The following is a 26,380-nucleotide window of genomic DNA, read 5'->3' as shown; positions in this document are numbered from 1 at the left end:
GCGGGAAACTTTTTCGGTTAAGACCTGGCTACCCCAGGAATCAATATGAGAGAAAAATAACAATGGCTACCATCCCCCATTTGATTCACGCAGAGCGCATCTTCAGCAGCGTGCGTACTTGCAATGTATCCAACCCCTCCACCGGCGAGGATATCCATACGCTCGGACTGGCTGACCGCGAAACCGTACAACAGGCCATCGACTCCGCCAAGCTAGCCTTTCCGGCCTGGCGCAATACGCCGCCGGCCAAACGTGCCCAGGTGATGTTCCGCTTCAAGCAACTGCTTGAGCAGAACGAAGCGCGTATCGCTCAGTTGATCAGCGAAGAGCACGGCAAAACCCTGGAAGACGCTGCTGGCGAGCTCAAGCGCGGTATTGAGAACGTCGAGTACGCCTGCTCGGCTCCGGAAATTCTCAAGGGCGAGTACAGTCGCAACGTCGGTCCGCGTATCGATGCCTGGTCAGATTTCCAGCCATTGGGCGTGGTGGCCGGCATTACTCCGTTCAACTTCCCGGCCATGGTGCCGTTGTGGATGTATCCGCTGGCGATCGTCTGCGGCAATTGCTTCATCCTCAAGCCTTCCGAGCGTGATCCGAGCTCAACGCTACTGATCGCCGAACTGCTGCATGAAGCCGGGCTGCCCAAAGGCGTGTTGAACGTGGTGCACGGCGATAAGGAGGCAGTGGACGCGTTGATTGAAGCGCCGGAAGTCAAAGCGCTGAGTTTTGTCGGCTCGACACCTATCGCCGAGTACATCTATTGCGAAGCCACCAAGCGCGGCAAGCGTGTACAGGCCTTGGGTGGAGCGAAAAACCACGCGGTGCTGATGCCGGATGCGGATCTGGATAACGCGGTCAGTGCCCTGATGGGCGCGGCTTATGGTTCGTGCGGTGAACGCTGTATGGCGATTTCGGTGGCCGTGTGTGTCGGTGACCAGGTGGCGGATGCGCTGATCAGCAAACTGGTGCCACAGATCAAAGCCCTGAAAATCGGTGCAGGTACCCATAGTGGTCTGGATATGGGCCCGTTGATTACCGGAGCACACCTGGACAAGGTAATCGGCTACATCGAAGACGGCGCGCAGGCTGGCGCTCAGTTGGTCGTCGACGGGCGCGGATTGAAGGTTACCGGTAACGAAGGCGGCTTCTTTCTCGGTGGCTGCCTGTTCGATCGCGTCACGCCAGAGATGCGAATCTATAAAGAAGAGATTTTTGGCCCGGTGCTGTGCATCGTGAGAGTGAACAGTCTTGAAGAGGCCATGCAACTGATCAACGATCACGAGTACGGCAACGGCACCTGCATCTTTACCCGTGACGGTGAAGCGGCCCGATTGTTCTGCGACGAAATCGAAGTTGGGATGGTCGGCGTCAACGTGCCGTTACCGGTTCCAGTGGCGTACCACAGCTTCGGCGGCTGGAAGCGCTCACTGTTCGGTGACCTGCATGCCTATGGCCCGGATGGTGTGCGTTTCTATACCCGTCGCAAGGCGATTACCCAACGCTGGCCACAACGTGCAAGTCTCGAGGCGGCGCAGTTCGCCTTCCCTAGCAACAGCTAACAAGGAGTTGCCTCATCGGATAATAAAACCGGTATGAGTTCAATGCCGTGTTTAGACTTCAAATAGCTATTTCACGGAGTCTCAGGAAACACAGAAGCAAGAGCGCCGATTTGATTGATGAGGTTTGTGCGAGCAAACACCTCTAACAAACCGGCGTTCTTATGCCAGATCAGGACTCGATGCACCCTCGGCCGCTGTCCGGCGCGTGCACATGGCGACACCGAAAAACTCAGATTTCGACGACGGTGTGGTTCCTATCGACAACAGTGGGTGAAAAACCAGATCCACCCGTAAGTGCTACGCCACTTGAATGCCCAGAGATTTTTGCCCCCATCAACGAAGGCTCCTCCCTCCTCCAGACAGGAAAGCGCTCTAATCGTGCATTTTGATCAAGACTATTGTGCTTGCTAATGCATTTTTCTCTCGGCTGGAGGCGCAGATACTACCGGTAATCACCCGTAGAGTAGCCCTGCATCATGCAAGGCGCAGCAGACCTGATGAACTCACATTTCAACGTTTGCTCGGCCCCAACAACTTCTCCATCGAACTGGAATTGCCGCTGGACAATGATTGGTCCACTACCGGCCAACGCTTGCGTATGGCGGAAAAACGCCCATTCGGCGTCCCTGACCTGAAGCAACACAAGCAGTGGCGTTCGCCTCGGCGCTGAACATTTCAGCCTTCAACCTGGGCATTGCCCTGGGAGAAACCAGCGGCATTGCCCTGGTCGACAATGGGCAGATCGCCCTCACGCCTTGGGCGGGTGTTGTGACGGTGATCATTGCTCAGTTGCCGCTGGTCTGACTGGCATCGCGCAGTCGCAGAGATCAGGGTTTTCGTAGCCCGAGTTCAACGGTCGGTTGACGACTATTCGTGCGGTTGCCATACCCGGCAATCAGGTCCCTGCTTTACGCCAGACTCATGGATTTTCGAGCTTTTGCGCACGATCAACTGCCCGCGAAGAACCTCTTGAATCGCAGGCGTATCAGGGTTTTCCAATTGCGCGCAAATGATGCCGACCGCGCGACTCACCATATCGCCAACAGGTTGAACGTAAGTGGTCAGCGAAAAGACCGGCCAGGCTGCCAGGGCAATGTCATCGAAACCGACGATTGAAATGTCGTTGCCCGGTTCCAGCCCGAACTCCTCGCGAGCGACGTTGATGGCGCCCAACGCCATGATGTCATTCGCGCAAAAAATGCCGTCGGGTGGATGGGCGCTCGACAGCAGACGGCGAGTGGCGTCCATTGCACCGTCAAACGTGTAATGACCCACTTCGCGCTGCGGCACTGAATGTCCGAGACGTTGCAGCGCGTCCACAAAACCTCTTTCCCGGTCGCGACTGGTCGAGGAGCTTTCCTTGAGCGAAAGCAAACCGCCCGAAGACGCTTCGTTAAGTATTCAAGTGCTGTCAAAACTGAGGTCGCCCAGTAGCCTCAGGACCAGTCTGGAGGATACCTGTCTACTGTCCAGATGGCAGCCGGTGTATAGGCGGCATGAGCTCAATACAGTCTTTGGTATGGAACGTGAGAACCCCGCCTTTGATGCCAAGGGAGCACTGCTGGAGGAGACCCACAACACCAGCCCCCGGCCCTGTTTGCGCAGCTGCGACATCAACGTCGTGACGCCACTGGTATTGGTGAACGCATATGGATTACTGACGCAGTCTTGCTTGGACTTGAACGCGCCGGTGTACCAGAAGGTACCTGGAGTTCCGTCATCGGCCATCTACTTGTCGCTCATGGTGTAGCTCGGTACAAGCGTGGAGGCATAGGAAGAGAAACGACCTTTTTCATTCATTCTTATGGGGTGCTTGTTCCCGCTGGCTGTCCTTCCGCCGATAGCAGGAAGACACTGACACAAAACGCAAGTGGCGGCCCAACGAAGAAAGCACCACCACTTGCCAAACTGGCGAGGTTAGAGAGCGTCAGCGATGGCCTGGCCTACCTCTTGGGTAGATCCTTGCCCGCCCAAATCGCGCGTCTTCGGGCCTTGAGCAATGACCGTCTCGATGGCATGCATGATTCCATCGTGGGCAGCACGGAACTGCGGACCGTCACCCAGGAAATCCAGCATCAACGCGCCCGACCAAATCATGGCAATAGGATTGGCAACGTTCTTGCCGAAGATATCCGGCGCCGAGCCGTGGACGGGTTCGAACAACGAAGGAAATTTTCGCTCTGGATTTAGATTGGCCGAAGGCGCAATACCAATGGTGCCTGTGCAAGCAGGCCCTAGGTCAGAGAGGATATCGCCGAACAGATTCGACGCCACCACCACATCAAAGCGGTCCGGTTGCAAGACAAAGCGGGCGCACAGGATGTCGATGTGTTGCTTGTCCCATTTGATGTCGGGGTAGTTGTCCGCCATCGCCTCAACACGTTCATCCCAGTACGGCATGCTGATTGCCATACCGTTTGACTTGGTTGCGGCGGTTACATATTTGCGCGAACGCGTCTGGGCCAGCTCGAAGGCGTACTTGAGGATGCGGTCGACACCTCGCCGGGTGAACACCGATTCCTGTAGCACGAACTCACGATCGGTCCCCTCGAAAACACGCCCCCCCACCGAAGAGTACTCACCTTCGGTGTTTTCCCGGACAACAATGAAATCGATATCACCAGGTTTCCGATTAGCCAATGGGCATGGCACACCAGGGAATAGCTTCACTGGGCGGATATTCGCGTATTGATCAAACTCCCTACGAAACTTTAGCAACGACCCCCAAAGTGAAATATGGTCTGGCACTTTATCCGGCCAGCCGACGGCGCCAAAATAAATAGCATCAAACCCTTTAAGTTGCTCAAACCAGTCATCTGGCATCATCTTTCCGCAGGCCAGATAATAATCACAGCTGGCCCACTCAAAGTATTGAAACTCAAGTTTTATACCGTACTTGGCAGCGGCCTTCTGAACAACTTTAATGCCCTCGGGCATTACTTCGACGCCGATTCCGTCACCGGCAATTGCGGCAATTCGAAACGTCTTGCTCATCACACTTCCTCTCTTGATATCGAACGAAAACAGCCATGAATTAAATCGACAGCGTAATCAACAAGCATACTTATGCAGCGAGGTGCTTAAGCCAATATTCATAAGCGTTAATTCAACCGCTACCGCGCACTCGACGCAGCAGCGGCAAAGACGGATCGCAGGTTTGTCAGACCTGATCGCCCAACGAAGACTCCAGGCGTGCATATTTCTCGGGTGACCGGGCACGCAGGTAGAACGCGCCCACAACCCCCAGCGCAAACGACCCAAACAACAGCGCCATGAAGAACACTTCAAGCGCGCCTTGTACACCCAGCAACACATCAAAGCTGGTCAGGGCGAAATAAAGAAACGGCAGTAGCCCCGCGACGCTCAATAGTGGTGCGAGAAAGGTGTGCCACAACCGTTTATCCACCTTGGAACGACGGAAGAACACGAAGATCGCCATGCTGGCGATGCACTGGATGGTAATGATCCCCGCCGCGCCTACACCGGTGAACCAGGTGAACAGCGTATCGTAGGGGTTCAGCCCCAGCACCGCGAATATCGCGACCACTACAGCCACCATTGCGGTTTGCACGTAGCACGCCACATGAGGTGACTTCTGCACCGGGTGAGTCGAGCCGAGTTTCTGGCTGATCAAACCTTGGCGCCCCAGGGAATAGAGGTAGCGAGCGACGTTGCTATGGAAAGTCACGATGGCAGCAAAGAGGCTGGTAATCACCAGCACCTGAAACAACTCCGTCGCCCAGCCTCCCAGGATCTTGTCGCTGACCCAGAAAATCAGGTTACCCGACTGGTCCTTGGCCACTGCCACCGCTTCGTTTGCACCGATTGCGTTGATAATCAGCCAGGCTGTGAGCGCATAAAACACACCCATAAAAATCACTGCAATGTAGGTGGCGATCGGCACTGTGCGTTTGGGATTGCGCGCTTCCTCACCGTAAATGGCCGTGCCTTCGAAGCCAATGAACGAAGCGTGGGCGAACATCAGGGCTACACCAATTGCGCCGGAAAAAGTCGCGGAAGGACTGAATGGCTCAAACGAAAACTGGCTGAGTGGTACGGAGTGATCGCCAAACAAAATGCCCAGGTCCAGGATCAGGATGATCACCGTTTCAAGCGTGAGCAGGACCGCCAACACCACGGCGCCGGCGTGCAAACGCCGTAACCCCAGCCATAGGCACATCGCCATGGCCGTGAAGGAGTAAACCCACCATGGCAAATGGAGGTTGAGCTGCTTGCCGAGCAACTCATTGAGGTAATAGCCAATACCTCCATACAGACCGAGTTGAATCGCGTTATAGGAAAAAATCGCCAACGATGCGGAGCCCAGTCCCATAGGGCGGCCGATGCCTTTGGTGATGTAGGCGTAGAACGCCCCGGCGTTGGTGATGTGTTTGCTCATCGCCACATAACCCACAGCGAACAGCAACAGCACCAAGGCTACCGCCACAAACGCGCCGGCAATGCCGATACCGTTTCCGGAGCCGATAATGACAGGGAACAACGCGACAACCACGGTCAGAGGCGCCGCAGCGGCAATCACAAAGAACACGATGCCCATGACGCCGATACTGTTTCGTTCGAGGTCTCGGCTATCAGAACTTGTGTTCATGGTCTTACCCGGTGTTGATCCCGCTAAATCCAGCGTAGCTGGTTTATTACTATATTCGTATGACATCGCTAAAACCCTGTAGGTAGTGAGTTTTTTATTTCGGTAAAGCGAGGCAGTCGTTAAACAAGCAATATTCAGCCGCTGCGCCTATATACACCTCGGCACATTCTGGCTTTTCGTAGTTACAAGTGTCCGTATCAGTGTTGAACCGGTGCAGACTTTATACGTAGATCCGTCCCATTCCTGTACCACGACAACCCAAAAAACTCTGCAGACTGTTCGCACCCAAATTAAAAGCTTTAAAACAGGTACTGATCATGTAAGACGCATGTCTATGACTCCAAAGTGGAACGTTCAAGTTTGGTCGATATGAACTTCACGTCGAGATACTCTTGAAGTCCCCAGTGACCACCCTCCCTGCCCAAGCCGCTGTCTTTATTGCCACCGAACGGCGCTTGCGCGGTCGAGGGTGCTCCATCGTTGACGCCGATCATTCCGTACTCCAAAGCTTCAGCAACCAGTTGCGCTCGGGTCAGGTCTTTGGTCCACAGATAGGCCGCCAAGCCGTATGGCGATGCGTTAGCTGCCGCGACCACTTCGGCTTCACTGTCGAACGTGATCAGCGGCGCCACCGGGCCAAAGGTTTCCTCCTGCATGATCAACATCGTTGCAGTGACGTCCTGGAGCACGGTCGGCTGAACATAGAAACCTTCCATCCGGACACCTCCGGCGATGATTCGAGCACCTTGGGCCACCGCATCGGCGATATGGCTGAGTGCTTTGTCACGTGCATGTTGATCCACCAACGGTCCTATCCGCGTGGACTCTTGCAGTGGGTCGCCCACCTGCAGCTGATTGACCGCAACGGCCAGTTTTTCGGCAAACTGACTGGCGATCGAGCGATGGACATAGATGCGATTGGTGCACACGCAGGTCTGTCCGGCATTACGGAATTTGCAAGCCACGACTTCATCCACCGCCGCGTCCAGATCGGCGTCTTCAAAGACAATGAACGGCGCATGCCCACCCAATTCCAGAGACATCCTTTTCAGTGTCTTGGCTGATTGTTCGTACAGACGCTTGCCCACCTCAGTGCTACCGGTAAAGGTGAGTTTGCGAATACGCGGATCATCGAACATCACCTGAGACACCGTCCGCGGATCGGTGGTGGTAATCACCTGCAAGGTTCCTGAAGGGCCCCCGACCTCTTCCCACAGTTTGGCGAAATACAGTGCCGTGAGCGGTGCTTGCACGGGAGGTTTGACGATCGCCGTGCAACCCACTGCCAGCGCTGGCGCCAGTTTGCGGGTGATCATCGCCGCCGGAAAATTCCAGGGCGTAATGGCATACACAGGCCCCACCGGCTGTTGCAGGGTCGCCAGCCGCTTATTGCCATGTTGGCTCGGCATGCTTTCGCCCCCGACACGCCGCCCTTCTTCGGCAAACCAGTCGATGAACGAAGCGGCATAAACGACTTCTGCACGGGCTTCCTGAATCGGCTTGCCCATTTCCATGGTTATGGTGCGGGCGATGCCCTCGGTGTGTTCGATGACCGCGTTGTACCAGGCACGCAATAGTGCGCACCGGTGGTGGGCGGTTGTTTGGCGCCAGGTCTGGAATGCGGCACTGGCGGCATCGGCAGCCAGCATCGCCTCTTCAATACCGGCGCTCGGAAGCTCGGCGATGATTTCCCCGGTTGCTGGAGAGCGCACCGGGAACCAGGCAAAGGCGCCGATCCATTGACCATTGACGAACATCTTGCGACGACCGCCATCGTTGGAGCCTGGCGTAAAGATTGGAAGTTTCATGTAGTGATCCACCTATTCGGTTATGCCTGCCTTCTCATCAAGAAAAAGGCACGTCGTACACATTCGCTGTCACTTGCTCAGGCGTTCGGTCAGGCTTCGAAAAATGCGCGACCTGGCGACCTGATAGCCGAGGCGTTGCCCGACATCCGTTTTCAGCAAACTGCCGATCAGCCCGTTATCCGCCTTGAGCACCTTGCGGCCCGCTGCCGTATCGGTTTGCCCGGCCAGGTCGGCAAGGATGCGTTGCGCCGCGTTGTGCCCGGGCATGCCGCTGACGCCGCCGCCGGGATGGCTGCCGGAGCCGCACAGGTAGTAACCGGGAACTGGTGTCCGGTAATGCGCCGCCGCTTTGATGGGTCGATTGTCGAAGAGGTTGTCCAGACCGATCATGGACTGGTGGAAGATGTTTCCACGGGTGATGTGATAGTCGCGATGCAGATCCAGTGGCGTGATCACATGGCGAGCGAGAATGTGCTTGCGCATGTTCGGGGCATAGCGGAAATAGATTTCCAGCACCTTGTCCGCCCACTCTTCCTTGCGTGTGTCCCAATCTCCATGGGCCAGATCAAAGGGCAGTTGCTGCACCCCCAGTGAGAGCGTGTGCGTACCCGGCTGGCTCACCAGCCCCGGGTGGGTCACGGAGGGGATCAGTGCCTCAACAACCATGTCATCTGGAAACTCTCCTCGCTGCTGCGCTTGCCAGGCCATTTCATACAGGTCCGGGGACGGACCGAGAATGTTCAAACCCTGATGCTGGGGCCCCAGCTTGCCAGCCGGGAAGCCGACGTAATCCGGCAGCGCATCCACCAGCAGGTGAATGCGTGCCATGGAACCTCGCTGGTCAATTTCCTTGGCATCGGCGGCAGCGGCCTCTGGTAGCGCACCCTCTGGTAACAACCCCACCAAAGAGCGAGTCGGGTCTGCACCCGAAATGATCAGCGGCGCGCGAATCTGCTCGCCCGAGGCCAGCAGAACCCCAACCGCTTTACCTTCTTCAATCAAAACCTGCTGGATGGGCGTACTCGTTTCAACCCTGCCGCCATAGGCTTGCAGAGCGCTGACCAGCGATTCGCTGATCATGCCCATCCCGCCTTTTGGCAGGCCATAACGACCGAACTGACCTTCGAACTCTCCCAGTGCGTGATAGCCATAAACATAGGCCGTGCCTGGCGTCGTCGGACTCCCCCACGTGGAGACCAGGCCCATGAACATCATGAAGCCGCGAAGACGATCGGACTCTATGTAGTCTTTGAGCAGGTCTTCAGCCGAAGCCGTCATGAACGCGTCGTACAGCGCGCTTTCACCGGCGTCGTCGAATATCGCTTTCAAGCGTTGTTGAGTCGGCGGGTCGCTGAGCTGGATTTCATGAGTCAGCTCACCGAACCGCTTGAGCCGCGTGGCAAAACGCATGAAGTTGGCGCCATCGGCCTTGTTGTGATCCTCGATCGAACGCAGAGTCTTGTCGATCTCCTGCCAGAACATCACGCGATCGCCGTCGTCCCACAGCGCCATTTCCTGCAAGCCCGGAGCCACCGACTCCAGGCCGTATTTTTTCAGTTCAAGATCGTCGACCACTTCCTGTCGAAACATCATCTGAATGTACGAACACGAAGAGAAAATAGCGCCCGGTATCAGTTCTTCACTGGTACACGCGCCACCCACAATGGGCCTAGCCTCCAACACCAATACCTTGAGGCCTGCCCTGGCCAGATAGTTTGCGCACACCAGCCCGTTATGGCCGGCACCGATGATCAGAGCATCAAGATCGTTATGCTTACTCATGGCGTCATTCCATCTGAATGTGAAATCGAATGCCTGCCCACCTGCACGGTGAACAGGCCGCCTGCACGGCCAGCGACTCAGGTCGGCAGCACCAACTTGAACAACTGGTGATCGGTGAAGGTGTCATCCGGGTGACCGACAAAATTGCCCGTCACAATGCCGGTCGCGCCTTCAAATCGGCCACCACCACGAATCACGCGCCAAGCGATCGAACCGGTGCTGTAGCCGTTTGCCTGCACTTTGAACTGGCCTGGCATGACCGTTTCAACATCGAGATAGCTGTCGATCCCGGGGAAGTCGACGCGACCGGTTTCCCAACTTTGCTCGCCACGCACGGTCACCACCGTATCGAAGTGTGCGACACCGGTCGGAACCTGCAACGCCCCCTCGCCCTGCACATCCGCCACTGGATCAAGTGCAAGAATCAGACCTTGGGCACGGGACCGCACGACACCGGTGGCGTGGCCAATGGCTTCGGCCTTGCCGGTGAAGTAGATCAACATGGAGTAGGTTTTCATCATCACCCCCTCACACCGGTGGTTTTGCTCAGGTCTGCCATGACGTCGGCCAGGATGTCGAGGAAGTAAGCGGCGTTGTCGGCGGTGAATGGCAACGGCGGGCGTATCTTCAGAACGTTGCCCAACGGACTGGAAGCGCTGATCAATACGTTGTGGTCACGCAACTTGTTGACCACTTGCATGGCCAGTTCCTCGTGCGGCTCTTTGGTGAGCGGGTCCTTGACGAATTCCGCACCGATGAACAGACCCGCCCCCCGGACATCACCGATGACCGGATATTCCTTGGCCAATTCACGCAGACCGGCACGCAATACCTCACCGACCTCCAGAGAATTCTTTTGCAGGTTTTCCCCTTCGATCACCTCCAGTACCGCCATCGCCGCAGCGGTGGAAACCGGGTTGCCGCCAAAGGTATTGAAGTAACGCGCGGTCGTTGCAAAACGGGTCAGCAGTTCCGGTTTCGCCACCACACCACCGATGGGAAGGCCGTTGCCCATTGGCTTGCCCATGATCACCAGGTCAGGCACTACGCCGTGACGCTGGAAACCCCAGAACGTATCGCCGGTCCGCGCAAAACCCGGTTGAACCTCGTCAGCGATGAACAGCCCACCCGCGCGGCGGACCGCTTCGACGGCCTTGACCAGAAAACCACGCGGGTCGGAGAAGACACCGTCACTGGAGAAAATGGTGTCCGTCACCAGCGCCGCCGGGCGGATGCCGTGACGAAGCATGTCAGCAATCGCAGCCTCGACCGACTCGGCGAATGCATCGCCGACATCCTTGTCACCTGCACGATACGCATCCGGCGCAGGAACCAGGCGCACCATGCTGCCCAGCGCCACGCCTTCACCCAGAGAGGGAGACATCTCGGCAATCGCGGCGGTGATGCCGTGGTAGGCGTTCTCGGTGACGATGATGCCGGTATTGCCGGTATGGCAACGCGCAATCCGAACCGCAAGATCCGATGACTCACTGCCGGTGCAGGTAAACATGACGTTCGCCAGTTCCTTGGGAAAGGTCGCAATCAGCTTTTCGGCATAGGTCAGTACAGTGTCGTACAGATAACGGGTATGGGTGTTGAGCAGCGCCATCTGTTTGCAGACCGCCTGCACCACGTGAGGATGGCAGTGCCCTACGGATGGGACGTTGTTGTACACATCCAGGTAGGGCGTGTTGTGCGAGTCATACATCCACACACCTTCGGCGCGAACGAAGTGCACAGGCTTTTCATAGAACAGTTTGTAGGAAGGGCCGAGCACTTTTGCACGACGTTCGAGCAGTTGTTCGACCACCGGGTCCAGACCATGAGCCTGAGCAGGATCGAACGAGTTGATCATCAAGGGACGATTCATTTTTTCACTCCAGGTTGCATGCTTGGCGAAGAATGGATTGGGCATCGGATCGGCGTACTTGCGCCAATCGCTGGAGCCCGTCCCAGGCAACGCGTGTGTTCTTGAGGATGTAAATACGGTTGGCGGGATACAGGCGTGCCCGAAACTCGGTGATCGCAATCGCCGTACACAGACGCGTGATGATCAGGTCATAAAGCAGATTCACTTCCGCTTCCAGCAAAGGCAGCACGCCGTGATAGGCGCCGAGCATCTGGGCTACTTTGCTCAACGGGTGATCACCGTCGGTGTGATAACTGGCTGCAATGGCGATGTCGTTGATCAGTTGGGTCGACACCATGTCGCCAAAGTCGAGGATGCCGGAGACCTCATCATGGCGAACGCCGTCCATCAGGATGTTGTGTGGATTGAAGTCGGCATGAACCACCTGGCTGCGCATTTTGAGCAGTTGCGGGTAGACGACTTCATCGAAATAATCGAAGCCTGCCCAAACCAGGTTCCAGGGTTTATCGCCATCGGCATGCGGCGGTGATGGCAGCATCTCCCGACAAGCTGCCGCCTGCTGAATGTCCCATGCCAGGACTCGATCAGCCCCTGGGTGGTTGAAGCCGCGCAGTGCTAACCCGAGTTCGGCCAGACTGATTCCGATGTTGCGCAACTGGGCCTCTGAGCTGGCACTTTTCGGCAGCGCCAAGCCCTCTAGAAACGAGGTCATCCAGATAATTCGTCGCGGGTTGTCGCCCACTTTTGCAGCAAAGGACGTTTCACCTTTGAGCGACGCAATCAACAGGGGAACAGGAATATGCGGTGCGCGCTCGGCCAGCCAGGCCAGCGCTTGAATCTGCATATCAATGGTTGCGTGATCATCTGCCGGATTCGACATCCGCAGGATGTACTGCGAGCCATCGACAGAAAAAGCATGGAACAGCTCGTCACGTTCACAACTGATTCGCGTGCATCGGACACTGATGCCATATCGGCCCAGAACAAGTGCTTCGACTTCAGCCAAAGGTGTCTCTTCGACCGCAGTCGTCATGTTGCTCAGTGATAGCGAGAGACCATTTATAGTCATTGGATATGCTGCCTAATGCTATTCAGGACCCGTTTTTGAAGCACGGTCCAGCCGCGACCAAATAAACAGGTCGCTCTGCAGTGCGCTCATAAGAGTCCCGAATCTCGAATATCGGGAGTACCCCCGCCGTAGCGAGGGCGTCATATCACTCGAAGTTCATCATGACGTGACGAACCACCGTGTAGTCTTCCAGGCAATAGATCGATTGATCCTTGCCATAACCGGACATCTTCATACCGCCATGGGGCATTTCGCTCACGAGGGTGAAGTGTTGATTGACCCAGGTTGTGCCGTATTGCAGGCGCGCACTGACCTTGGCGGCCGTCTTGGCGTCACGGGTCCAGACAGACGAGGCCAGACCATAGCGGCTGTCGTTCGCCCAATCGATGACCTGATCAACGTCCTGGAAGGAGGTCACGGAAACCACGGGGCCAAACACTTCACGCTGGACGATTTCATCGGTCTGCAAGGCCCCGACGACGAGCGTCGGCTCGTAGTAGAAACCATCACCCGCCACATACTTGCCACCGGTGATGACCTGGATATGCGGTTGGTCCTTCGCACGGTCGACAAAGCCCCCCACGCGTTCACGCTGTCGGGCGCTGATCAGCGGACCGAGTTCTGTTCCGGCCTGGTCGGTAGGCCCCAACTTGATCGAAGACACGGCCACCTTTAGCGCCGCGACGAGTGTGTCGTGGACGCTTTCATGCACGTAAATCCGGCAAGCGGCGCAGCAATCCTGACCGGCGTTGTAGAAGCCTGCCGAACGTACGGTGGAGACCACCGCCTCCAGGTCAGCGTCGGCCATCACGATCACCGGCGCCTTGCCGCCCAGCTCGAGATGGGTGCGTTTGAGATTGCCTGTCGCCGCTTGCAGAACTTTCTGACCGGTAGTGACATCTCCTGTGATGGACATCATGTTGATATCCGGGTGTTCACCCAGCGCTTGACCGACCGTTTGCCCGCGACCGGTGACGATATTGACCACGCCCGGTGGCAGCATCTCGGCAAGGATACTGCCCAGTTTCAATGCGGTGAGCGGGGTGTTCTCCGAAGGTTTCATCACCACGGTATTACCCACGGCAATCGGCGCAAAAATTTTCCAGGTGGCCATTGCTAATGGGAAGTTCCAGGGAGCGATGGCTCCCACCACGCCAACCGGGTCACGACGAATAATGCTTGTGTGGTTGGCTGCGTATTCACCTGCCGCCAGCCCGGTCAGGCAACGCGCCGCGCCGGCAAAAAAGCGAATGTTATCGACTACACCCGGTATCTCATCCTCAAGCATGCGCTCGTAGGGCTTGCCCACGTTCAACGATTCAATTTGAGCGAAAGCGGCGCCTTCCTGTTCGATTCGATCGGCAATTTTCAGCAGCAGAGCCGAGCGTTTTCCAGGGGGCAATTGCGACCAGGCCGGAAATGCCTTGCGTGCCGCCGCGACCGCTTGATCTATCTGTTCGAGACTCGCCTCCGGCACTTCTCCCAACACACGACCGGTGGCTGGGTTAACCAGTGTTTCCGCCTGACCTTCACCGCGAACCAGCTTGCCGTCGATCAACAGATCAATCACGAACTCTTGTGTAGTACTCATAGTTCCTCTCACGCTCGTCTGTAAAAACTGTGGCAGGACAACCAGAAGGTCATGACCCGGCTGCGCTCCTCGTTACAGACAAACTATGACAATATGGACCGAGCACCTATGTCCAATCGGAACGAGTTGTTATGTCCACTTTTGATCCCAATCTGCTGTCTGACCTGATTCTTGCCACGCTGAAGCAAAGCAGTGGGATTTCACTGCAAAGGCAAATCTACAAGGTCATTCAGCAGGCGATCCTTGACGCACGGCTGGCTCCGGGGCACCGTCTGCCCGCTACCCGCGCTCTGGCCAAAGAACTGAACATCTCGCGCATGACCGTGACCCTGGCCTACGACAAACTGGGCGCGGAGGGATACCTCGTCAGCACGCATGGCAGCGGCAGTTTCGTGGCCAATATCCACCCGGCGCTCAACCGGGGGCATATGGAAACCGCGCCTTCAGCACCAATTGACAGGCCGGGACTTTCACGTCGAGCGATCGAACTGGTGGCGGGTACCCACGGCGCGACAGAACATGAAGGTGCGTTCGTCCCGGGCGTCGCCGACACGACGAACTTCCCTTTCCATATCTGGCAACGCATGCAGAACCGCTACGCCAAAAAACCGTTTTCGGCGCTGACCGGCTACAGCAGCGATGGGGGTTATCTGCCGTTGCGTCAGGCCCTGGCGGAGTACTTGCAGATATCTCGTTCGGTGAAGTGCAGCCCACATCAGATCCTGATCACCATGGGAACGAATCAGTCTCTGGACTTGTGCGCGCACATGCTGGCCGACTCGGGCGACGTCGCACTGATCGAGGAGCCCTGCAACTGGAGCACGGCGCTTATCTGGAAAGCGGCAAGCCTGAGAGTAGTGCCGGTCCCGATCGATGAGGATGGTGTAGCCGCTCAGCACTTTCCGTTTCAAAAAACCAAGCCTGAAGACCTGCCGAAACTACTCTTCACAACACCGTCCCACCAATACCCGATGGGGGGCTCAATGGGCCTGCATCGCCGGCGACTGTTGATTGAATTAGCCAGGGAATACAACTTCTGGATCATTGAAGACGACTACGACAGCGAGTTCCGATATGACTCCAGCCCCCTTCCCTCTCTGCAGGGATTGGATGAACATGAGCGAGTCATTTATCTGGGTACCTTCAGCAAGGTGATGTATCCGGGATTGCGAATGAGCTATCTGGTAGTGCCCGAAGCACTCGCCGACGCCTTCGCCAGTGGGCTGACTCAGCTTTACCGTCCAGGCCAACTTGGCCTTCAAGCGGCCATGGCCGACTTCATCGGCGAAGGATATTTCGCGACGCATATCAGAAGAATGCGGGGCATTTACGCGGAGCGTCAGCGCGAACTGAAACGTGCATTGAACGAACACTTCGGTGACGCTATAACGGTTTCAACTGGCAACACCGGACTACACCTGACCATACAGTTCACCACGGACATCGACCTGGCAAGAATGACCGTAGAAGCCAAAGCGAGAGGCGTATATCTGCGCGACATAAGCCTCTATCACCAGTTGCCTCATTCGATGAAAGGTTATGTCTTGGGTTATGGAGGGGTCAGGACCAGTGATATCGAACCCGCCGTCAAGAAAATGGCTGAGGCCTATCAAGCAGCAAAAAAGCATTAAAGGCAGTTAATGAGTGTCTGTCGGTGTATCACATTTAGCCCGGATCAAGTCGAGCATTGATCGTTGATGTACTGAGAGAAATGCAGATGATCGACATCTGCACCATAAAAAGTTGAGATAACCACGATTCGCAGAGACACAAAATATTCAGCACTGCGAATGCCTGCTTTCTGCCGTGGCCGTGTTAAACCTCCAGCTCAGATCTTAGGTTCGCGTTACTCCGCGAAACCCTTAGCGCTTTTACGAACCGTGGTCACTCAAAAAGAAGCAGCGAGCACCAAGTTTGATCCTTTATTGATCGGCGCTTGGCGCTCTAATAGTTTCCACGCAGCCTACTTTTTAATGCCCGGCAACATTCCGCGCCGAACCCACTGCCGGTTCGGCATACACAGGGCCGAGGCGGTCAGCGCCAACGCGACCAACACCAACAGGCCACCAATCCACGCGTTTTCATAGCTTCCATCGGCTGGCCCAGGTCATGGTCCTATGGGCCGCACTGCAGGTTACCTTCGCGATGAAGCTAATTGATTCCGCCACCGTTTACTTAAGGCCGCCAGAGCTTTGTTCGTTTCTTTACATGACGCCCAGGTTGGGCCGAGTCCTGCCGACGGACTCCGAGCCGATACCTCCTCCTCGATGGGAGGACGTCCCCAGAAACAAACGCAAAAGTCGCTCTGGGCACGGATGTAGTCATCAGTTATCAATCACCCGTTGCAAATGAATCGCCAACTCCGTGGCAAACCGTCGCTCCGGCGTCTCGACATCAATGCCGAACAGATCCTGAATCCGCGACAGGCGATACCTGAGCGTCGTCACGTGCACGCCCATTGCATCAGCACAGGCCTGACTGCGGCAGCTTTCCCTCAGATAGACGGTCAGTGTTTCGAGGTAAGGCGTGTGGTGTTTGCGGTCATGAGCCAGCATGGCACCGACGCTTTCATTGACGAAGGTACGAATATCTTCACCGCCTACCGCCGCCATAAAAATGGGTATCGGTCCAAAGTCCTGATCGGAGATCGGGCCACTGCGGCCGAACGAACGAGCGATATCGATCAACCGCCTGCACCGCTCCCAGGCTGCGGGGTAATCGGTCAGCATCCTGCAGACGCCGCTGGCCAGCAGAATCGGCTCGGCCCCCAGGTAGTGTGCCAAGTCATCGGCAATCTGGCGCTGGACCTTGGCCAGACGCTCCCGGCCCTTCTCGCCTTCCGATGGCAGGAGGCACACCAGGCCGTTGTCGACGACAATCACCGTTGAGTGGATCGCCGCCCGCGTCAGAATTCGTGCAACGTTGTGATGCAGGTTCTTCTGCTCTCGGGCCTTGCCGCCGTAATCGATAATGATCATCTGCTGCGCGGTACTGAAGCTGATGCCCAGGCGCTGCGCCCGCTGCTGGATATCATCGGCGTCGCGCCAGCGGCCTTCAAGCACCTCGAACAGCAGTTCAGTCTGGGTTCGGGTTTCGAAGCGAAAGCGGATAAAGCTGCGCATCATCTGCACGCTCAAGGCGAACTTGGCGCTTTCCAGCATCATCAGATCCAGCTCATTGACCGGCTGCGCCACCGGGAACAGCACCAACGCCCCCACCAGTTCGTTATCAACCATCAGCGGCTCGATCTGGGCCCGCAGGGTGAACTGACGCTGGCCGTCGTCGAGGAACAAATTGACCGTACTCCTGAGGGCACTTCGCAGGCTTTCATGGGCGGCTTTGGAGATCTGCACACTCAGTACCCCGGCAACGGCGGCCTGCCAGGCGATGTCATCGAACAACGCGGTATCCGGCGAGCGACCGGCCACCACCTGATTGGCGGTGAAGTCCACGGCAATCACCGGGTTGGGCAATTGATTGCCGACCATCAGCGACAGGGACGTCACGGACCCGCCGCCCAGCACGTGCTCCAACAAGGTGGTATGTACGTGCAACGCCTGCTGCATGCGCTCGGCGGCGCGGCGCTCGGCTTCCAGTTGGCGCTGACGCTCCACCGCGATGGCGCCCAAGTGGATGATCATGCCGAGAAACACCCGGTCTTCCTCCGACACGTCCATGATCGTGCGGGAAATCACGCTGAGCACCATGGGCCGACCGTCGAAGTCGGTGCAATTCATCGGCATCACCATCACCGTACGGTAATCGCGCTCCAGGGATTCGCTGCGATAACCGGGGTACTCGCATTCCCGTACGTCGCGGATAAATACCGGCTCGTTGCGTTGCAGAGCGGTCATCACCGGGCTGGATGACAGCTCCCAGCAATCCACCAGAGGCCGCTGCACCAGGGTCGGGTCATGGCGGGCAATCACGTGGCCAAAACCGGCGTCCATATCAATGGCCATGATGGAGCTCATGGTCCAGTGGGTGTGGCGACAACTGGCGTAGACCAATTGGTGCAGCATCGATTGCAGATCGCCGCCGGAGTTGATCTGACTGGCCACATCGCGCAACGACAGTATCTGCATTTCTCGATTCAAGGCGCTCACCTGAACATGGAGGTCACGGCAGCAATCTAGCCTGCCAGGCTCGCCTGATACTTACGCCGGTTCCGAGCAATGTCCAGCTGATTTGCACTGCGAAACCACGGAAGACGCTCTTTCCCTTTGCTCCTAGCCTAAGGCCATAACCAACAGCCACAAGGGCAACGAGTCATCATGAATCTAGAGAATCTGGGCGTCAGGAAGTACTGCACCTTTATCGAGGAAACCTTTATCGAAGGCGGCAAGGACGCCGGCAAACCGATCACCCTGATCGTCGTCGCCGCCGTACTGAAAAATCCTTGGGCCGGCCAGGGCTTCGTCGAGAACCTGCGCCCGGAGATCCTGCGCCTTGCCCCGGGCCTGGGCTACGAAATGACCCGCCGCTTGATCGCGCTGATGCCGGGCGACCAGGTCGAAGCCTTTGGCAAAGCCGCCGCCGTGGGGGTCAACGGTGAAATCGAGCACGCTTCCGGGCTGATCCACACCCTGCGTTTCGGCAACCTGTTCCGCGAAGCCGTGGACGGTACCGCCTACCTGAGTTTCACCAATACCCGCAACGCGCCGGGCGCCCTGCTCTCCCTGCCAATGGTGCACAAAAGCGAAACCGGCAAGCGCTCGCACTTCCTCACCGCCAATTTCCAGATCGCCGATGCGCCGGGGCCCGACGAAGTCCTGATCGCCATCGGCGCCGCCGACGGCTCACGCCCACACCCGCGCATTGCCGACCGTTACCAGGACATGGCGGAGATGGAAGCGGAAAGTCCAAAGGACTGAAACCCCTGTGAACCGCAGCAAAACTTTTGCTGCGGTTGCTCTTGATCGATGCAAGCCCAGGCGCTTTGTTCCTCAAACCATAAGAAACACGCCCTAAAAAACAGGAGTACTCCGATGCCGAGCACCATGGTCAGCGCCAACGCTGCAGAAGTCGATCCGGGCGCCTTGCGTCAGGCCTTCGGCACCTTCGTTACCGGGGTTACCGTCATCACCACCCATGACGCCGAGGGCAACCCACGGGGCATGACGGCCAATTCGTTTACCTCGGTGTCCCTCGACCCGCCGCTGCTCTTGGTGTGTGTCGGCAAGTCGGCGGCCAGCTACACCTCGTTCGCCAGCACCGAGCACTTCGCCGTCAACCTGCTGCACGAAGGTCAAGTGGATGTCTCGGGGACGTTTGCCTCCAAGTCACCGGACAAGTTCCACACTGTAAATCACGACAAGGTCCACACCGGCGCGCCGATCCTCACCGACAGCCTGACCTGGTTCGATTGCACCGTGGACCAGCGCATTGACGCCGGCGACCACCTGGTGCTGATCGGCCAAGTCCGGGCCTTCGGCACCAGCCCCAAGCTGCCGCTGTGTTTCTGCCGGGGGCGCTACGCCAACATTCAGGACCCGCTGCCGGCCAGTTGGCTGAACTCCCACAAGATGATCATCGGTTACCTGATCGAAGCCGGCGACGCCATTCTGTTCCGCGCCGACGGCAACGGTGGCTGGACCCTGCCCGTGGCCGGCAAACGCAAAGGCTTTATCGACGCTGGACACAGCGCACTGTCGATCGAACTGGAATCGACCTTTCTGTACTCGGTCTTCGATGTTGACGACACCGACCCCGGCTTCCTGATCTATCGCGCTCAACTCGACAACCTCGACGCCGACGTCGAGCTGCCCGACACCCTGCGCTTCTTCCCTCTGGACGACTTGCCCATCGAGCAGATGCCGGTCAACGAACTGCGCTCAGTGGTACGCCGCTACGCCCGCGAGCGCAAAAACCAGCAGTTCGGCATTTACTCCGGCTCCGCCGACAGCGGCCGGGTGGAAATGATCGAGAACGCCGCGCAGCCATACGCCGCACTGGCCCACGAATCCCTTTGATACGCACCCACAGGACTCTTGCATGAAAACCACGGTCAGCGCCCTTGAGGGCAATCGCCTTAACCTGTTTATCGACGGCCGCTTCGTCGCCCCCGACAGCGCAGCCTATTTCGACAGCTTCGACCCCACGACCGGCCAGGCCTGGTATCAATTCGCCCAAGCGGATGCCAGCGACGTGGACCGTGCGGTCGCGTCGGCCCAGCGCACCTTCAACGACCCGCAATGGCGAAACCTGACGCCCACGGCAAGGGGCAAGCTGCTGTACCGCCTGGCCCAACTGGTGGCGGAAAACGCCGAAGCCCTGGCATTACTGGAAACCCGCGACAACGGCAAGTTGCTGCGAGAAATGCGTGCGCAGATGAGTGCCCTGCCGGACGCCTACACCTACTTCGCCGGCATGGCCGACAAGCTGCAAGGCGAAACCATCCCGGTCAACAAGCTCAACCAGCTCAACTACAGCACCCGTGAACCCTTGGGCGTGATCGGCATGATCACCCCGTGGAACTCGCCGCTGATGCTGCTCACCGGCACCCTGGCACCGTGCCTGGCCATTGGCAACACCGTGGTGATCAAACCGTCCGAGCATGCCAGCGCCTCGACCCTGGCCCTGGCCGAACTGATCATCGAAGCCGGCTTCCCGGCCGGCGTGGTCAACGTCGTCACCGGTAATGGTGCAGTCACCGGCGACGCCCTGACCCGCCACCCCGGCATCGCCAAGTACGTATTCACCGGCAGCACCGACACCGGACGGCGCATCGCCGGCAATGCGGCGAACAACCTGGTGCCGTGCCAGATGGAACTGGGCGGCAAGTCACCGCATGTGGTGTTTTCCGATGTCGACATCGACAAGGCCGTCAACGGCGTGGTCTCCGGCATCTTCGCTGCGGCTGGGCAAAGTTGCGTGGCCGGTTCGCGCTGCTTCGTCGAAGCGCCGATCTACGACAAATTCGTCGAAGCCCTGGTGGCCCGTACCCAGCGCATCACGGTCGGCCACCCCATGGAAGAGCACACCGATATCGGCCCACTGGCGCTGCAAGCCCAGTTGCAAAAACTCGAAGGTTACATCGCCAGCGGCGTGACACAGGGGGCGCAGGTGGCCATTGGCGGCAAACGCCCAAGCGCCAGCAACCTGTCCGAAGGTTGGTACTTCGAACCGACCGTAATGGCCAATGCCAGCAACGACATGTCCTTCATGCGCGACGAACTGTTCGGCCCGGTGGTCGGCGTCATGCCGTTCACCTCCGAAGAACAGATGATCAGCCTGGCCAACGACACCTCCTACGGCCTGGCCTCGGGCATCTGGACCCAGAACATCGACCGCGCCATGCGCTTTGCCAACCGGATCGACGCCGGCACGGTGTGGATCAACACCTACCGCAGCGCCGCTTACATGTCCGCCAATGGCGGCTTCAAGCAAAGCGGTTACGGCCGTCGTGGCGGCTTTGATGTGATGCGCGAGTTTTCCCGGGCCAAGAACGTGGTCATCGACTACTCCGGCGAGATGCAAGACCCCTTCGTCATTCGCCTGCGCTGATCAAGCTATTGAGGAGCACCTTATGAAATTTGCCGTATCCCTGAGCATGGAACGCTTCTCCCCCGACGTGCCCATGCAGACTGTCATGGCCAACCTGCTGGAACTGGCCAAGATCGCCGATGAAGGCGGCTTCGAAACCTTGTGGACCTCGGAGCACCACACCCTCGAATGCACTATCGCGCCCAACCCGTTCCAGACCCTGGTCTGGTTGGCCCAGCACACCCAGCGCATTCGCCTGGGCACCGCGACCCTGGCAGCCGCCTATTGGCACCCGATCCGCCTGGCGGGCGAAGCCGCGTTGTGCGACCACCTGACCAACGGGCGCCTGGAATTCGGCATTGCCCGTGGTTCCTATCAGTATGAATTCGACCGCATGACCCCCGGCCTGCAACAGCAGGAAGGCGTGGGTTATATGAAGGAACTGGTGCCGGCGGTGCAAAAGCTCTGGACCGGGGATTACGCCCATGACGGCCACTACTGGAAATTCCCGCTGACGGCCGCGGTGCCGAAGCCCCTGCAAAAGGATCACCCGCGTATCTGGGTCGCCGCACGGGATCCCGGCACCTTCGACTGGGCGGTGAGCATCGGCGCGAACATCCTTTCCACCCCGCTCTCGTTACCGGCCGCGGAAATCGCCGTACTCGGGGAGAAATTCAACAAGGCGGTGGCCGACAATCCCCATGTGCCGCGCCCACGCTTCATGATGCAACGCCGCACCTGCGTGTACGCCAAGGCCAGCGATTGGGAATTGCCGGTCAAGCACAGCATGGACTTTGGCCGCGCCTTCGAAAACCTGATGCAGAACATCGGCACCGTGCACAACGGCTTCCCCGAGCCGGTGCCGTTTGAAAGCGTCAAGGGCAAGGACAACTACAACCCGGAAAACATTCGGCGCAACCTGATGTTCGGCACCCCGGACGAGATCATCGAAAAGCTGCTTGATTACGAAGCCGCCGGTGTCGACCAGTATTGCCTGGGCCTGACCTTCAATCTGCCGTTCGAATTGCAGAAGCAGACATTGCGCCTGTTTATCGATGAAGTGATGCCGGTATTCGCCGAGCGCGAACGTGCCAAACGCCGCGAACAGGTCACGGGGTAAGCGCCATGAGCGACGCACAACGTTTCAGCGTGGCTAACGTCACGCTCAACTATCGCCTCGATGGCCATGGACCACGCCCGCTGGTGTGCATCCATGGTGTCGGTTCAAGCCTTGAGGCGTGGGCCGAGGTGGTGGACGGTTTGAAAGACCAGTTCACCGTATTGACCTTCGACCTGCGGGGCCACGGACAGTCGTCTCGGACTCAGGGCCGTTATGAAATCGATCACCTGGTGGGCGAAGCCTTGGCCCTGGCCGACCATGTCGGCTTCGACCGCTTTGATCTGGCCGGTTTCTCCCTGGGCGGGCTGATCGCCCAGCGCATGGCCCTGACCCATCCGGCACGGATCCGCCGACTGGTGTTGCTATCGACGGTCGCTGGGCGTAACGCTCAAGAGCGCGAACGAGTGCAGGAACGTTTGGCTGCGTTGCAGGCCGGCGAACCGGTCGCTCACTACGAAGCGTCGCTGTCACGCTGGCTGACCGAGGACTTTCAGGCGCGTCATCCCGAAACCGTCACCCGTTTGCGCGAGCAAAATGCCAACAACGATCCGGGCTGTTACGCGGCAGCTTATCGAGTGCTGGCGGAGTCGGACTTCGGCGAACAGCTATCGCAGATCCGCTGCCCGACGCTGATTGCCACGGGTGCCGATGACACGGGATCCAACCCGAGAATGGCCGGCCTGATGCACGAACGCATCCAGGGTTCACAGCTGAAGATTCTGCCGAGGTTGCGTCACTGCATCCTCATCGAAGCGCCAGAGCAGGTGGCCACCCTCATGCGCGACTTTCTGATTGATTTGGAGGTACACCGTGGATAAGTCATTGCAGGCCCAAGGCGAAACCGTTCGCCGCCAGGTCCTGGGCAACGCTTACGTCGATCAGGCCCTGGGTAAGGCCGATGATTTTTCCAAGCCATTCCAGGCCGTGCTCAATGAGTATTGCTGGGGCATGGTCTGGACCGACGATGCCCTGGACCTCAAGCAACGCAGCCTGCTGAACCTGGGCATGCTCGCGGCGCTGGGCCGGATGGACGAGTTCGGCACCCACTTCTGCGGGGCCATACGCAACGGCCTCAGTGACGACGAACTGCGTGCAGCCCTGGTACAGATCGCGGTGTATTGCGGCGTACCGGCGGGTGTCGAAGCCTTTCGTGTCGCACGTAAAGCGCGGGAAAGTATGAGCCAGGACGAACGGCCATGATTTAGCGACCGACTGGCGTCTCGGCGTTGCACTCGCCATACCGCTCATGCTGTAAGTGCCACCGCACAACAACAAGAAGTTTTTGAGACTGCACCCTTGCGTGACTGAATGACCTTTAACTGCCAGTAGCCCAAAAATTTCTATACATGAAGTTTTCCGCAGATTTGAAAAACAATAATTGGAGGCAATGGGTGAGCGAACGACTGAAGATTGAAAACCTCTACAAGGTCTTTTCCTCTTCGCCAGACAGAGCCATGCAGCTCTTGACGGCCGGGGCCAGCAAAGACCGAATCCTGGCCGAGACCGCTACGGTGGTCGGCCTCAATAACGTATCGCTGTCCATTCCCAGCGGCGCGATCTACATGATCATGGGCCTGTCCGGCTCGGGAAAATCCACCCTGGCGCGTTGCATCAATCGCTTGAACGAACCGACGGCGGGCAAGATCCTGCTCGACGGTGAAGACCTGGTAACGCTTAACGAAAGCCAGCTGCGGGAAGTGCGACGAACCCGCATCTCGATGGTGTTCCAGCACTTCGCCCTGCTGCCGAACAAAACCGTGATCGAGAACACCGAATTTGGCCTCAAGTTGCGGGGCGTGCCGTTGGCCCAGCGCCGCAAGCGCGCCGAAGAAGTGCTGGCGGTGGTCGGCCTGGCCAAGTGGGCCGATCACCATCCCCATGAACTCTCCGGTGGCATGCGCCAGCGGGTCGGCCTGGCCCGTGCACTGACCACGGATGCCGATGTGCTCATCATGGACGAAGCCTTCAGCGCGCTCGATCCGCTGATTCGTACGGAAATGCAGGATGAGTTGCTGCGCCTGCAGCGCACCCTGAAGAAAACCATTCTGTTCATCACCCACGACTTTCAGGAAGCCCTGAAGCTGGGTACACGCATTGCAATCATGGCCGACGGCCAAGTGGTGCGCGAGGGCACTCCCCAGGAAATCGTCGCCGACCCCGGCAGCGACTATGTCGCCGCGTTCACTCGGGATGTGGATCGCTCGCGGTTGTTTGATGCGCGCTCGATCATGCAAGCCGCCGACACCCTGCTGGTCCAGGGCGACACCCGCATCGTCGGCAATGACAGCGCCGACGCCTTTGTGCTCAATGCCGCAGGCAAGGCCGTGGGTGTGCTGGATTGCGGCGCGCTGTTGGCGGTTGGCGGCGGCAGCGATGCGCTGCAACGCCTCTCGCCGCAGTTTGTCAGCGTGCCGGCCAGCGCCAAGCTGGTGGAAGTGGCACGCCTGCTCAAGCCCGGCCTGCCGGTAGCCGTGGTCGACGGCCAGGGGCTGTTTATCGGCACCCTGAACAGCGCCCACATCCTTGATTGCATCGCCAGCGTCCCGCCCCCTCGCCCATCCACTACGGAGGTTGCACACCATGCTTAGTTCAGAAGACCTCGCTGTCTTGCCCGTGGACCAATGGATCAGCCAGGGCGTGGAATGGGTGGGCATTCACCTGCGCCCGATCTTCCAGGCGATCCGCTGGCCGGTGGAACACCTGCTGGCCTTGAGCGACTCGGTGATCCACGCCATTCCGTTCCCGGTGATGGTGGTGCTGATGTTCCTGATCGCCTACCGCGCGGCGAGCCTGGGAGTGGCGTTGTTCACTGCCGTCGCCTTGGTGATCATCGCGGCACTGGGGGTGTGGGATGAGGCCATGACCACCCTGTCACTGATCACCACCGCCATTGTGATCTGCATGGTCGTGGGCATTCCGGTAGGCGTGTGGTGCGCCCGCAGCGAACGGGTTTGGGGGGTGATGCGACCGATCCTCGACATCATGCAGACCACACCGACCTTCGTGTACCTGGTGCCGGTGGTGATGCTGTTCGGTGTGGGCACTGTGTCTGGCGAAGTTGCCGTAGTGATTTCCGCTTGCCCGCCGCTGATCCGCTTTACCTACCTGGGCATCCGCATGGTGGAAACCGAACTGGTGGAGGCCGGCCTGGCCTTTGGTGCCGACCGCCGGCAATTGCTCTGGGAAATCCAGTTGCCCCTGGCGATCCCGACCATCCTCGGCGGCCTCAACCAGACCGTGCTCACGGCCATGGTGATGTCGGTGGTGGTGGCGATGATCGGCGCCGAAGGCCTGGGCCTGGTGGTGTTGCAAGGCCTTGGGCGCATGGACGTGGGCCGGGCGGCGGTGGGCGGGATCGCCATTGTGCTGCTGGCGATGATGCTCGATCGGATCACCCAGAACCTGGCGCAACCGACCGTGCGTAAACGCAAATCGCTGTTCAAACGCTTGCTCAATACCCGCCCGGTAAACGCATAGAAAGAAGTCA

21 protein-coding genes are annotated in these 26,380 nt (G+C 58.3%); 11 read left to right on the top strand and 10 right to left on the bottom strand.

Annotated features, from left to right (window positions below; translation table 11 throughout):
- Positions 1-62: 62 nt before the first annotated feature.
- Complete coding sequence (locus ACN1C3_RS12215) at positions 63-1,559, top strand: CoA-acylating methylmalonate-semialdehyde dehydrogenase (protein ID WP_419116059.1); 1,497 nt, start codon at positions 63-65, stop codon at positions 1,557-1,559.
- 648 nt (positions 1,560-2,207) lie between these two features.
- Positions 2,208-2,363 (top strand): hypothetical protein, encoded by a 156-nt coding sequence (locus ACN1C3_RS12210; RefSeq protein ID WP_419116058.1) that lies wholly within the window; start codon positions 2,208-2,210, stop codon positions 2,361-2,363.
- Between the two features lie 63 nt (positions 2,364-2,426).
- On the opposite strand, the gene ACN1C3_RS12205 is transcribed toward ACN1C3_RS12210, so the two are convergent.
- From ACN1C3_RS12205 to ACN1C3_RS12165, 9 genes are all read right to left on the bottom strand, one after another.
- Complete coding sequence (locus ACN1C3_RS12205) at positions 2,427-2,933, bottom strand: substrate-binding domain-containing protein (protein WP_419116057.1); 507 nt, start codon at positions 2,931-2,933, stop codon at positions 2,427-2,429.
- 543 nt (positions 2,934-3,476) lie between these two features.
- A complete protein-coding gene (locus tag ACN1C3_RS12200) occupies positions 3,477-4,553 on the bottom strand; it encodes a tartrate dehydrogenase (RefSeq protein WP_419116056.1) in 1,077 nt (358 codons plus the stop codon).
- 166 nt (positions 4,554-4,719) lie between these two features.
- Complete coding sequence (locus tag ACN1C3_RS12195; RefSeq protein WP_419116055.1) at positions 4,720-6,168, bottom strand: APC family permease; 1,449 nt, start codon at positions 6,166-6,168, stop codon at positions 4,720-4,722.
- A gap of 332 nt (positions 6,169-6,500) precedes the next feature.
- Positions 6,501-7,976, bottom strand: coding sequence for an NAD-dependent succinate-semialdehyde dehydrogenase (locus tag ACN1C3_RS12190; protein ID WP_419116054.1), 1,476 nt, complete (start codon positions 7,974-7,976; stop codon positions 6,501-6,503).
- Positions 7,977-8,045: 69 nt separating this feature from the next.
- On the bottom strand, positions 8,046-9,758 hold the full coding sequence (locus tag ACN1C3_RS12185) for a phytoene desaturase family protein (protein ID WP_419116053.1): 1,713 nt from the start codon (positions 9,756-9,758) through the stop codon (positions 8,046-8,048).
- 77 nt (positions 9,759-9,835) lie between these two features.
- On the bottom strand, positions 9,836-10,276 hold the full coding sequence (locus tag ACN1C3_RS12180; protein WP_419116052.1) for a hypothetical protein: 441 nt from the start codon (positions 10,274-10,276) through the stop codon (positions 9,836-9,838).
- A gap of 2 nt (positions 10,277-10,278) precedes the next feature.
- The gene (locus ACN1C3_RS12175; protein ID WP_419116051.1) at positions 10,279-11,628 is read right to left on the bottom strand and encodes an aspartate aminotransferase family protein; all 1,350 of its coding nucleotides are present in this window, start codon (positions 11,626-11,628) and stop codon (positions 10,279-10,281) included.
- 4 nt (positions 11,629-11,632) lie between these two features.
- Positions 11,633-12,661, bottom strand: coding sequence for a phosphotransferase (locus ACN1C3_RS12170; RefSeq protein WP_419116050.1), 1,029 nt, complete (start codon positions 12,659-12,661; stop codon positions 11,633-11,635).
- Positions 12,662-12,842: 181 nt separating this feature from the next.
- Positions 12,843-14,288: a gamma-aminobutyraldehyde dehydrogenase gene (locus tag ACN1C3_RS12165; RefSeq protein ID WP_419116049.1), complete on the bottom strand. Its 1,446-nt coding sequence runs from the start codon at positions 14,286-14,288 to the stop codon at positions 12,843-12,845.
- Between the two features lie 131 nt (positions 14,289-14,419).
- Here ACN1C3_RS12165 and ACN1C3_RS12160 point away from each other — a divergent pair, with 131 nt between their 5' ends.
- Positions 14,420-15,919, top strand: a complete 1,500-nt coding sequence (locus tag ACN1C3_RS12160) for a PLP-dependent aminotransferase family protein (protein WP_419116048.1) — start codon at positions 14,420-14,422, stop codon at positions 15,917-15,919.
- Positions 15,920-16,612: 693 nt separating this feature from the next.
- On the opposite strand, the gene ACN1C3_RS12155 is transcribed toward ACN1C3_RS12160, so the two are convergent.
- Positions 16,613-18,394 (bottom strand): helix-turn-helix domain-containing protein, encoded by a 1,782-nt coding sequence (locus tag ACN1C3_RS12155; protein ID WP_419116047.1) that lies wholly within the window; start codon positions 18,392-18,394, stop codon positions 16,613-16,615.
- 168 nt (positions 18,395-18,562) lie between these two features.
- On the opposite strand from ACN1C3_RS12155, the gene ACN1C3_RS12150 reads away from it, so the two are divergent.
- The 8 genes from ACN1C3_RS12150 (at position 18,563) to ACN1C3_RS12115 (ending at position 26,370) form a co-directional block, all read left to right on the top strand.
- Positions 18,563-19,162: an amino acid synthesis family protein gene (locus tag ACN1C3_RS12150; protein WP_419116046.1), complete on the top strand. Its 600-nt coding sequence runs from the start codon at positions 18,563-18,565 to the stop codon at positions 19,160-19,162.
- 114 nt (positions 19,163-19,276) lie between these two features.
- Positions 19,277-20,260 carry a flavin reductase family protein gene (locus tag ACN1C3_RS12145; protein ID WP_419116045.1) on the top strand — a complete coding sequence of 328 codons (984 nt, stop codon included), beginning with the start codon at positions 19,277-19,279 and terminating at the stop codon, positions 20,258-20,260.
- Positions 20,261-20,282: 22 nt separating this feature from the next.
- On the top strand, positions 20,283-21,794 hold the full coding sequence (locus ACN1C3_RS12140; protein ID WP_419116044.1) for an aldehyde dehydrogenase: 1,512 nt from the start codon (positions 20,283-20,285) through the stop codon (positions 21,792-21,794).
- A 22-nt stretch (positions 21,795-21,816) separates the two neighbouring features.
- Complete coding sequence (locus ACN1C3_RS12135) at positions 21,817-22,893, top strand: LLM class flavin-dependent oxidoreductase (protein ID WP_419116043.1); 1,077 nt, start codon at positions 21,817-21,819, stop codon at positions 22,891-22,893.
- Positions 22,894-22,898: 5 nt separating this feature from the next.
- A complete protein-coding gene (locus tag ACN1C3_RS12130; protein ID WP_419116042.1) occupies positions 22,899-23,711 on the top strand; it encodes an alpha/beta fold hydrolase in 813 nt (270 codons plus the stop codon).
- Positions 23,704-24,093, top strand: coding sequence for a carboxymuconolactone decarboxylase family protein (locus ACN1C3_RS12125; protein ID WP_419116041.1), 390 nt, complete (start codon positions 23,704-23,706; stop codon positions 24,091-24,093). The genes ACN1C3_RS12130 and ACN1C3_RS12125 overlap by 8 nt, the downstream gene beginning before the upstream one ends.
- Positions 24,094-24,284: 191 nt before the next feature.
- Positions 24,285-25,481 (top strand): quaternary amine ABC transporter ATP-binding protein, encoded by a 1,197-nt coding sequence (locus ACN1C3_RS12120; RefSeq protein WP_419116040.1) that lies wholly within the window; start codon positions 24,285-24,287, stop codon positions 25,479-25,481.
- Complete coding sequence (locus ACN1C3_RS12115; RefSeq protein ID WP_419116039.1) at positions 25,474-26,370, top strand: ABC transporter permease; 897 nt, start codon at positions 25,474-25,476, stop codon at positions 26,368-26,370. Before ACN1C3_RS12120 ends, ACN1C3_RS12115 begins: the two co-directional genes overlap by 8 nt.
- Positions 26,371-26,380 lie beyond the last annotated feature (10 nt).

This window comes from Pseudomonas sp. H11T01 (genome assembly GCF_048515765.1).
Lineage (GTDB): Bacteria > Pseudomonadota > Gammaproteobacteria > Pseudomonadales > Pseudomonadaceae > Aquipseudomonas.
This window is presented reverse-complemented; position numbering and strand designations above follow the sequence as displayed.

Excerpts from the sequence above, each read along its gene's own strand:
- ACN1C3_RS12215 (WP_419116059.1), top strand. The coding sequence starts at position 63 with ATGGCTACCATCCCCCATTTGATTCACGCAGAGCGCATCTTCAGCAGC.
- ACN1C3_RS12200 (WP_419116056.1), bottom strand. The coding sequence starts at position 4,553 with ATGAGCAAGACGTTTCGAATTGCCGCAATTGCCGGTGACGGAATCGGC.
- ACN1C3_RS12195 (WP_419116055.1), bottom strand. The coding sequence starts at position 6,168 with ATGAACACAAGTTCTGATAGCCGAGACCTCGAACGAAACAGTATCGGC.
- ACN1C3_RS12190 (WP_419116054.1), bottom strand. The coding sequence starts at position 7,976 with ATGAAACTTCCAATCTTTACGCCAGGCTCCAACGATGGCGGTCGTCGC.
- ACN1C3_RS12185 (WP_419116053.1), bottom strand. The coding sequence starts at position 9,758 with ATGAGTAAGCATAACGATCTTGATGCTCTGATCATCGGTGCCGGCCAT.
- ACN1C3_RS12180 (WP_419116052.1), bottom strand. The coding sequence starts at position 10,276 with ATGAAAACCTACTCCATGTTGATCTACTTCACCGGCAAGGCCGAAGCC.
- ACN1C3_RS12175 (WP_419116051.1), bottom strand. The coding sequence starts at position 11,628 with ATGAATCGTCCCTTGATGATCAACTCGTTCGATCCTGCTCAGGCTCAT.
- ACN1C3_RS12170 (WP_419116050.1), bottom strand. The coding sequence starts at position 12,661 with ATGACGACTGCGGTCGAAGAGACACCTTTGGCTGAAGTCGAAGCACTT.
- ACN1C3_RS12165 (WP_419116049.1), bottom strand. The coding sequence starts at position 14,288 with ATGAGTACTACACAAGAGTTCGTGATTGATCTGTTGATCGACGGCAAG.
- ACN1C3_RS12160 (WP_419116048.1), top strand. The coding sequence starts at position 14,420 with ATGTCCACTTTTGATCCCAATCTGCTGTCTGACCTGATTCTTGCCACG.
- ACN1C3_RS12150 (WP_419116046.1), top strand. The coding sequence starts at position 18,563 with ATGAATCTAGAGAATCTGGGCGTCAGGAAGTACTGCACCTTTATCGAG.
- ACN1C3_RS12145 (WP_419116045.1), top strand. The coding sequence starts at position 19,277 with ATGCCGAGCACCATGGTCAGCGCCAACGCTGCAGAAGTCGATCCGGGC.
- ACN1C3_RS12140 (WP_419116044.1), top strand. The coding sequence starts at position 20,283 with ATGAAAACCACGGTCAGCGCCCTTGAGGGCAATCGCCTTAACCTGTTT.
- ACN1C3_RS12135 (WP_419116043.1), top strand. The coding sequence starts at position 21,817 with ATGAAATTTGCCGTATCCCTGAGCATGGAACGCTTCTCCCCCGACGTG.
- ACN1C3_RS12130 (WP_419116042.1), top strand. The coding sequence starts at position 22,899 with ATGAGCGACGCACAACGTTTCAGCGTGGCTAACGTCACGCTCAACTAT.
- ACN1C3_RS12115 (WP_419116039.1), top strand. The coding sequence starts at position 25,474 with ATGCTTAGTTCAGAAGACCTCGCTGTCTTGCCCGTGGACCAATGGATC.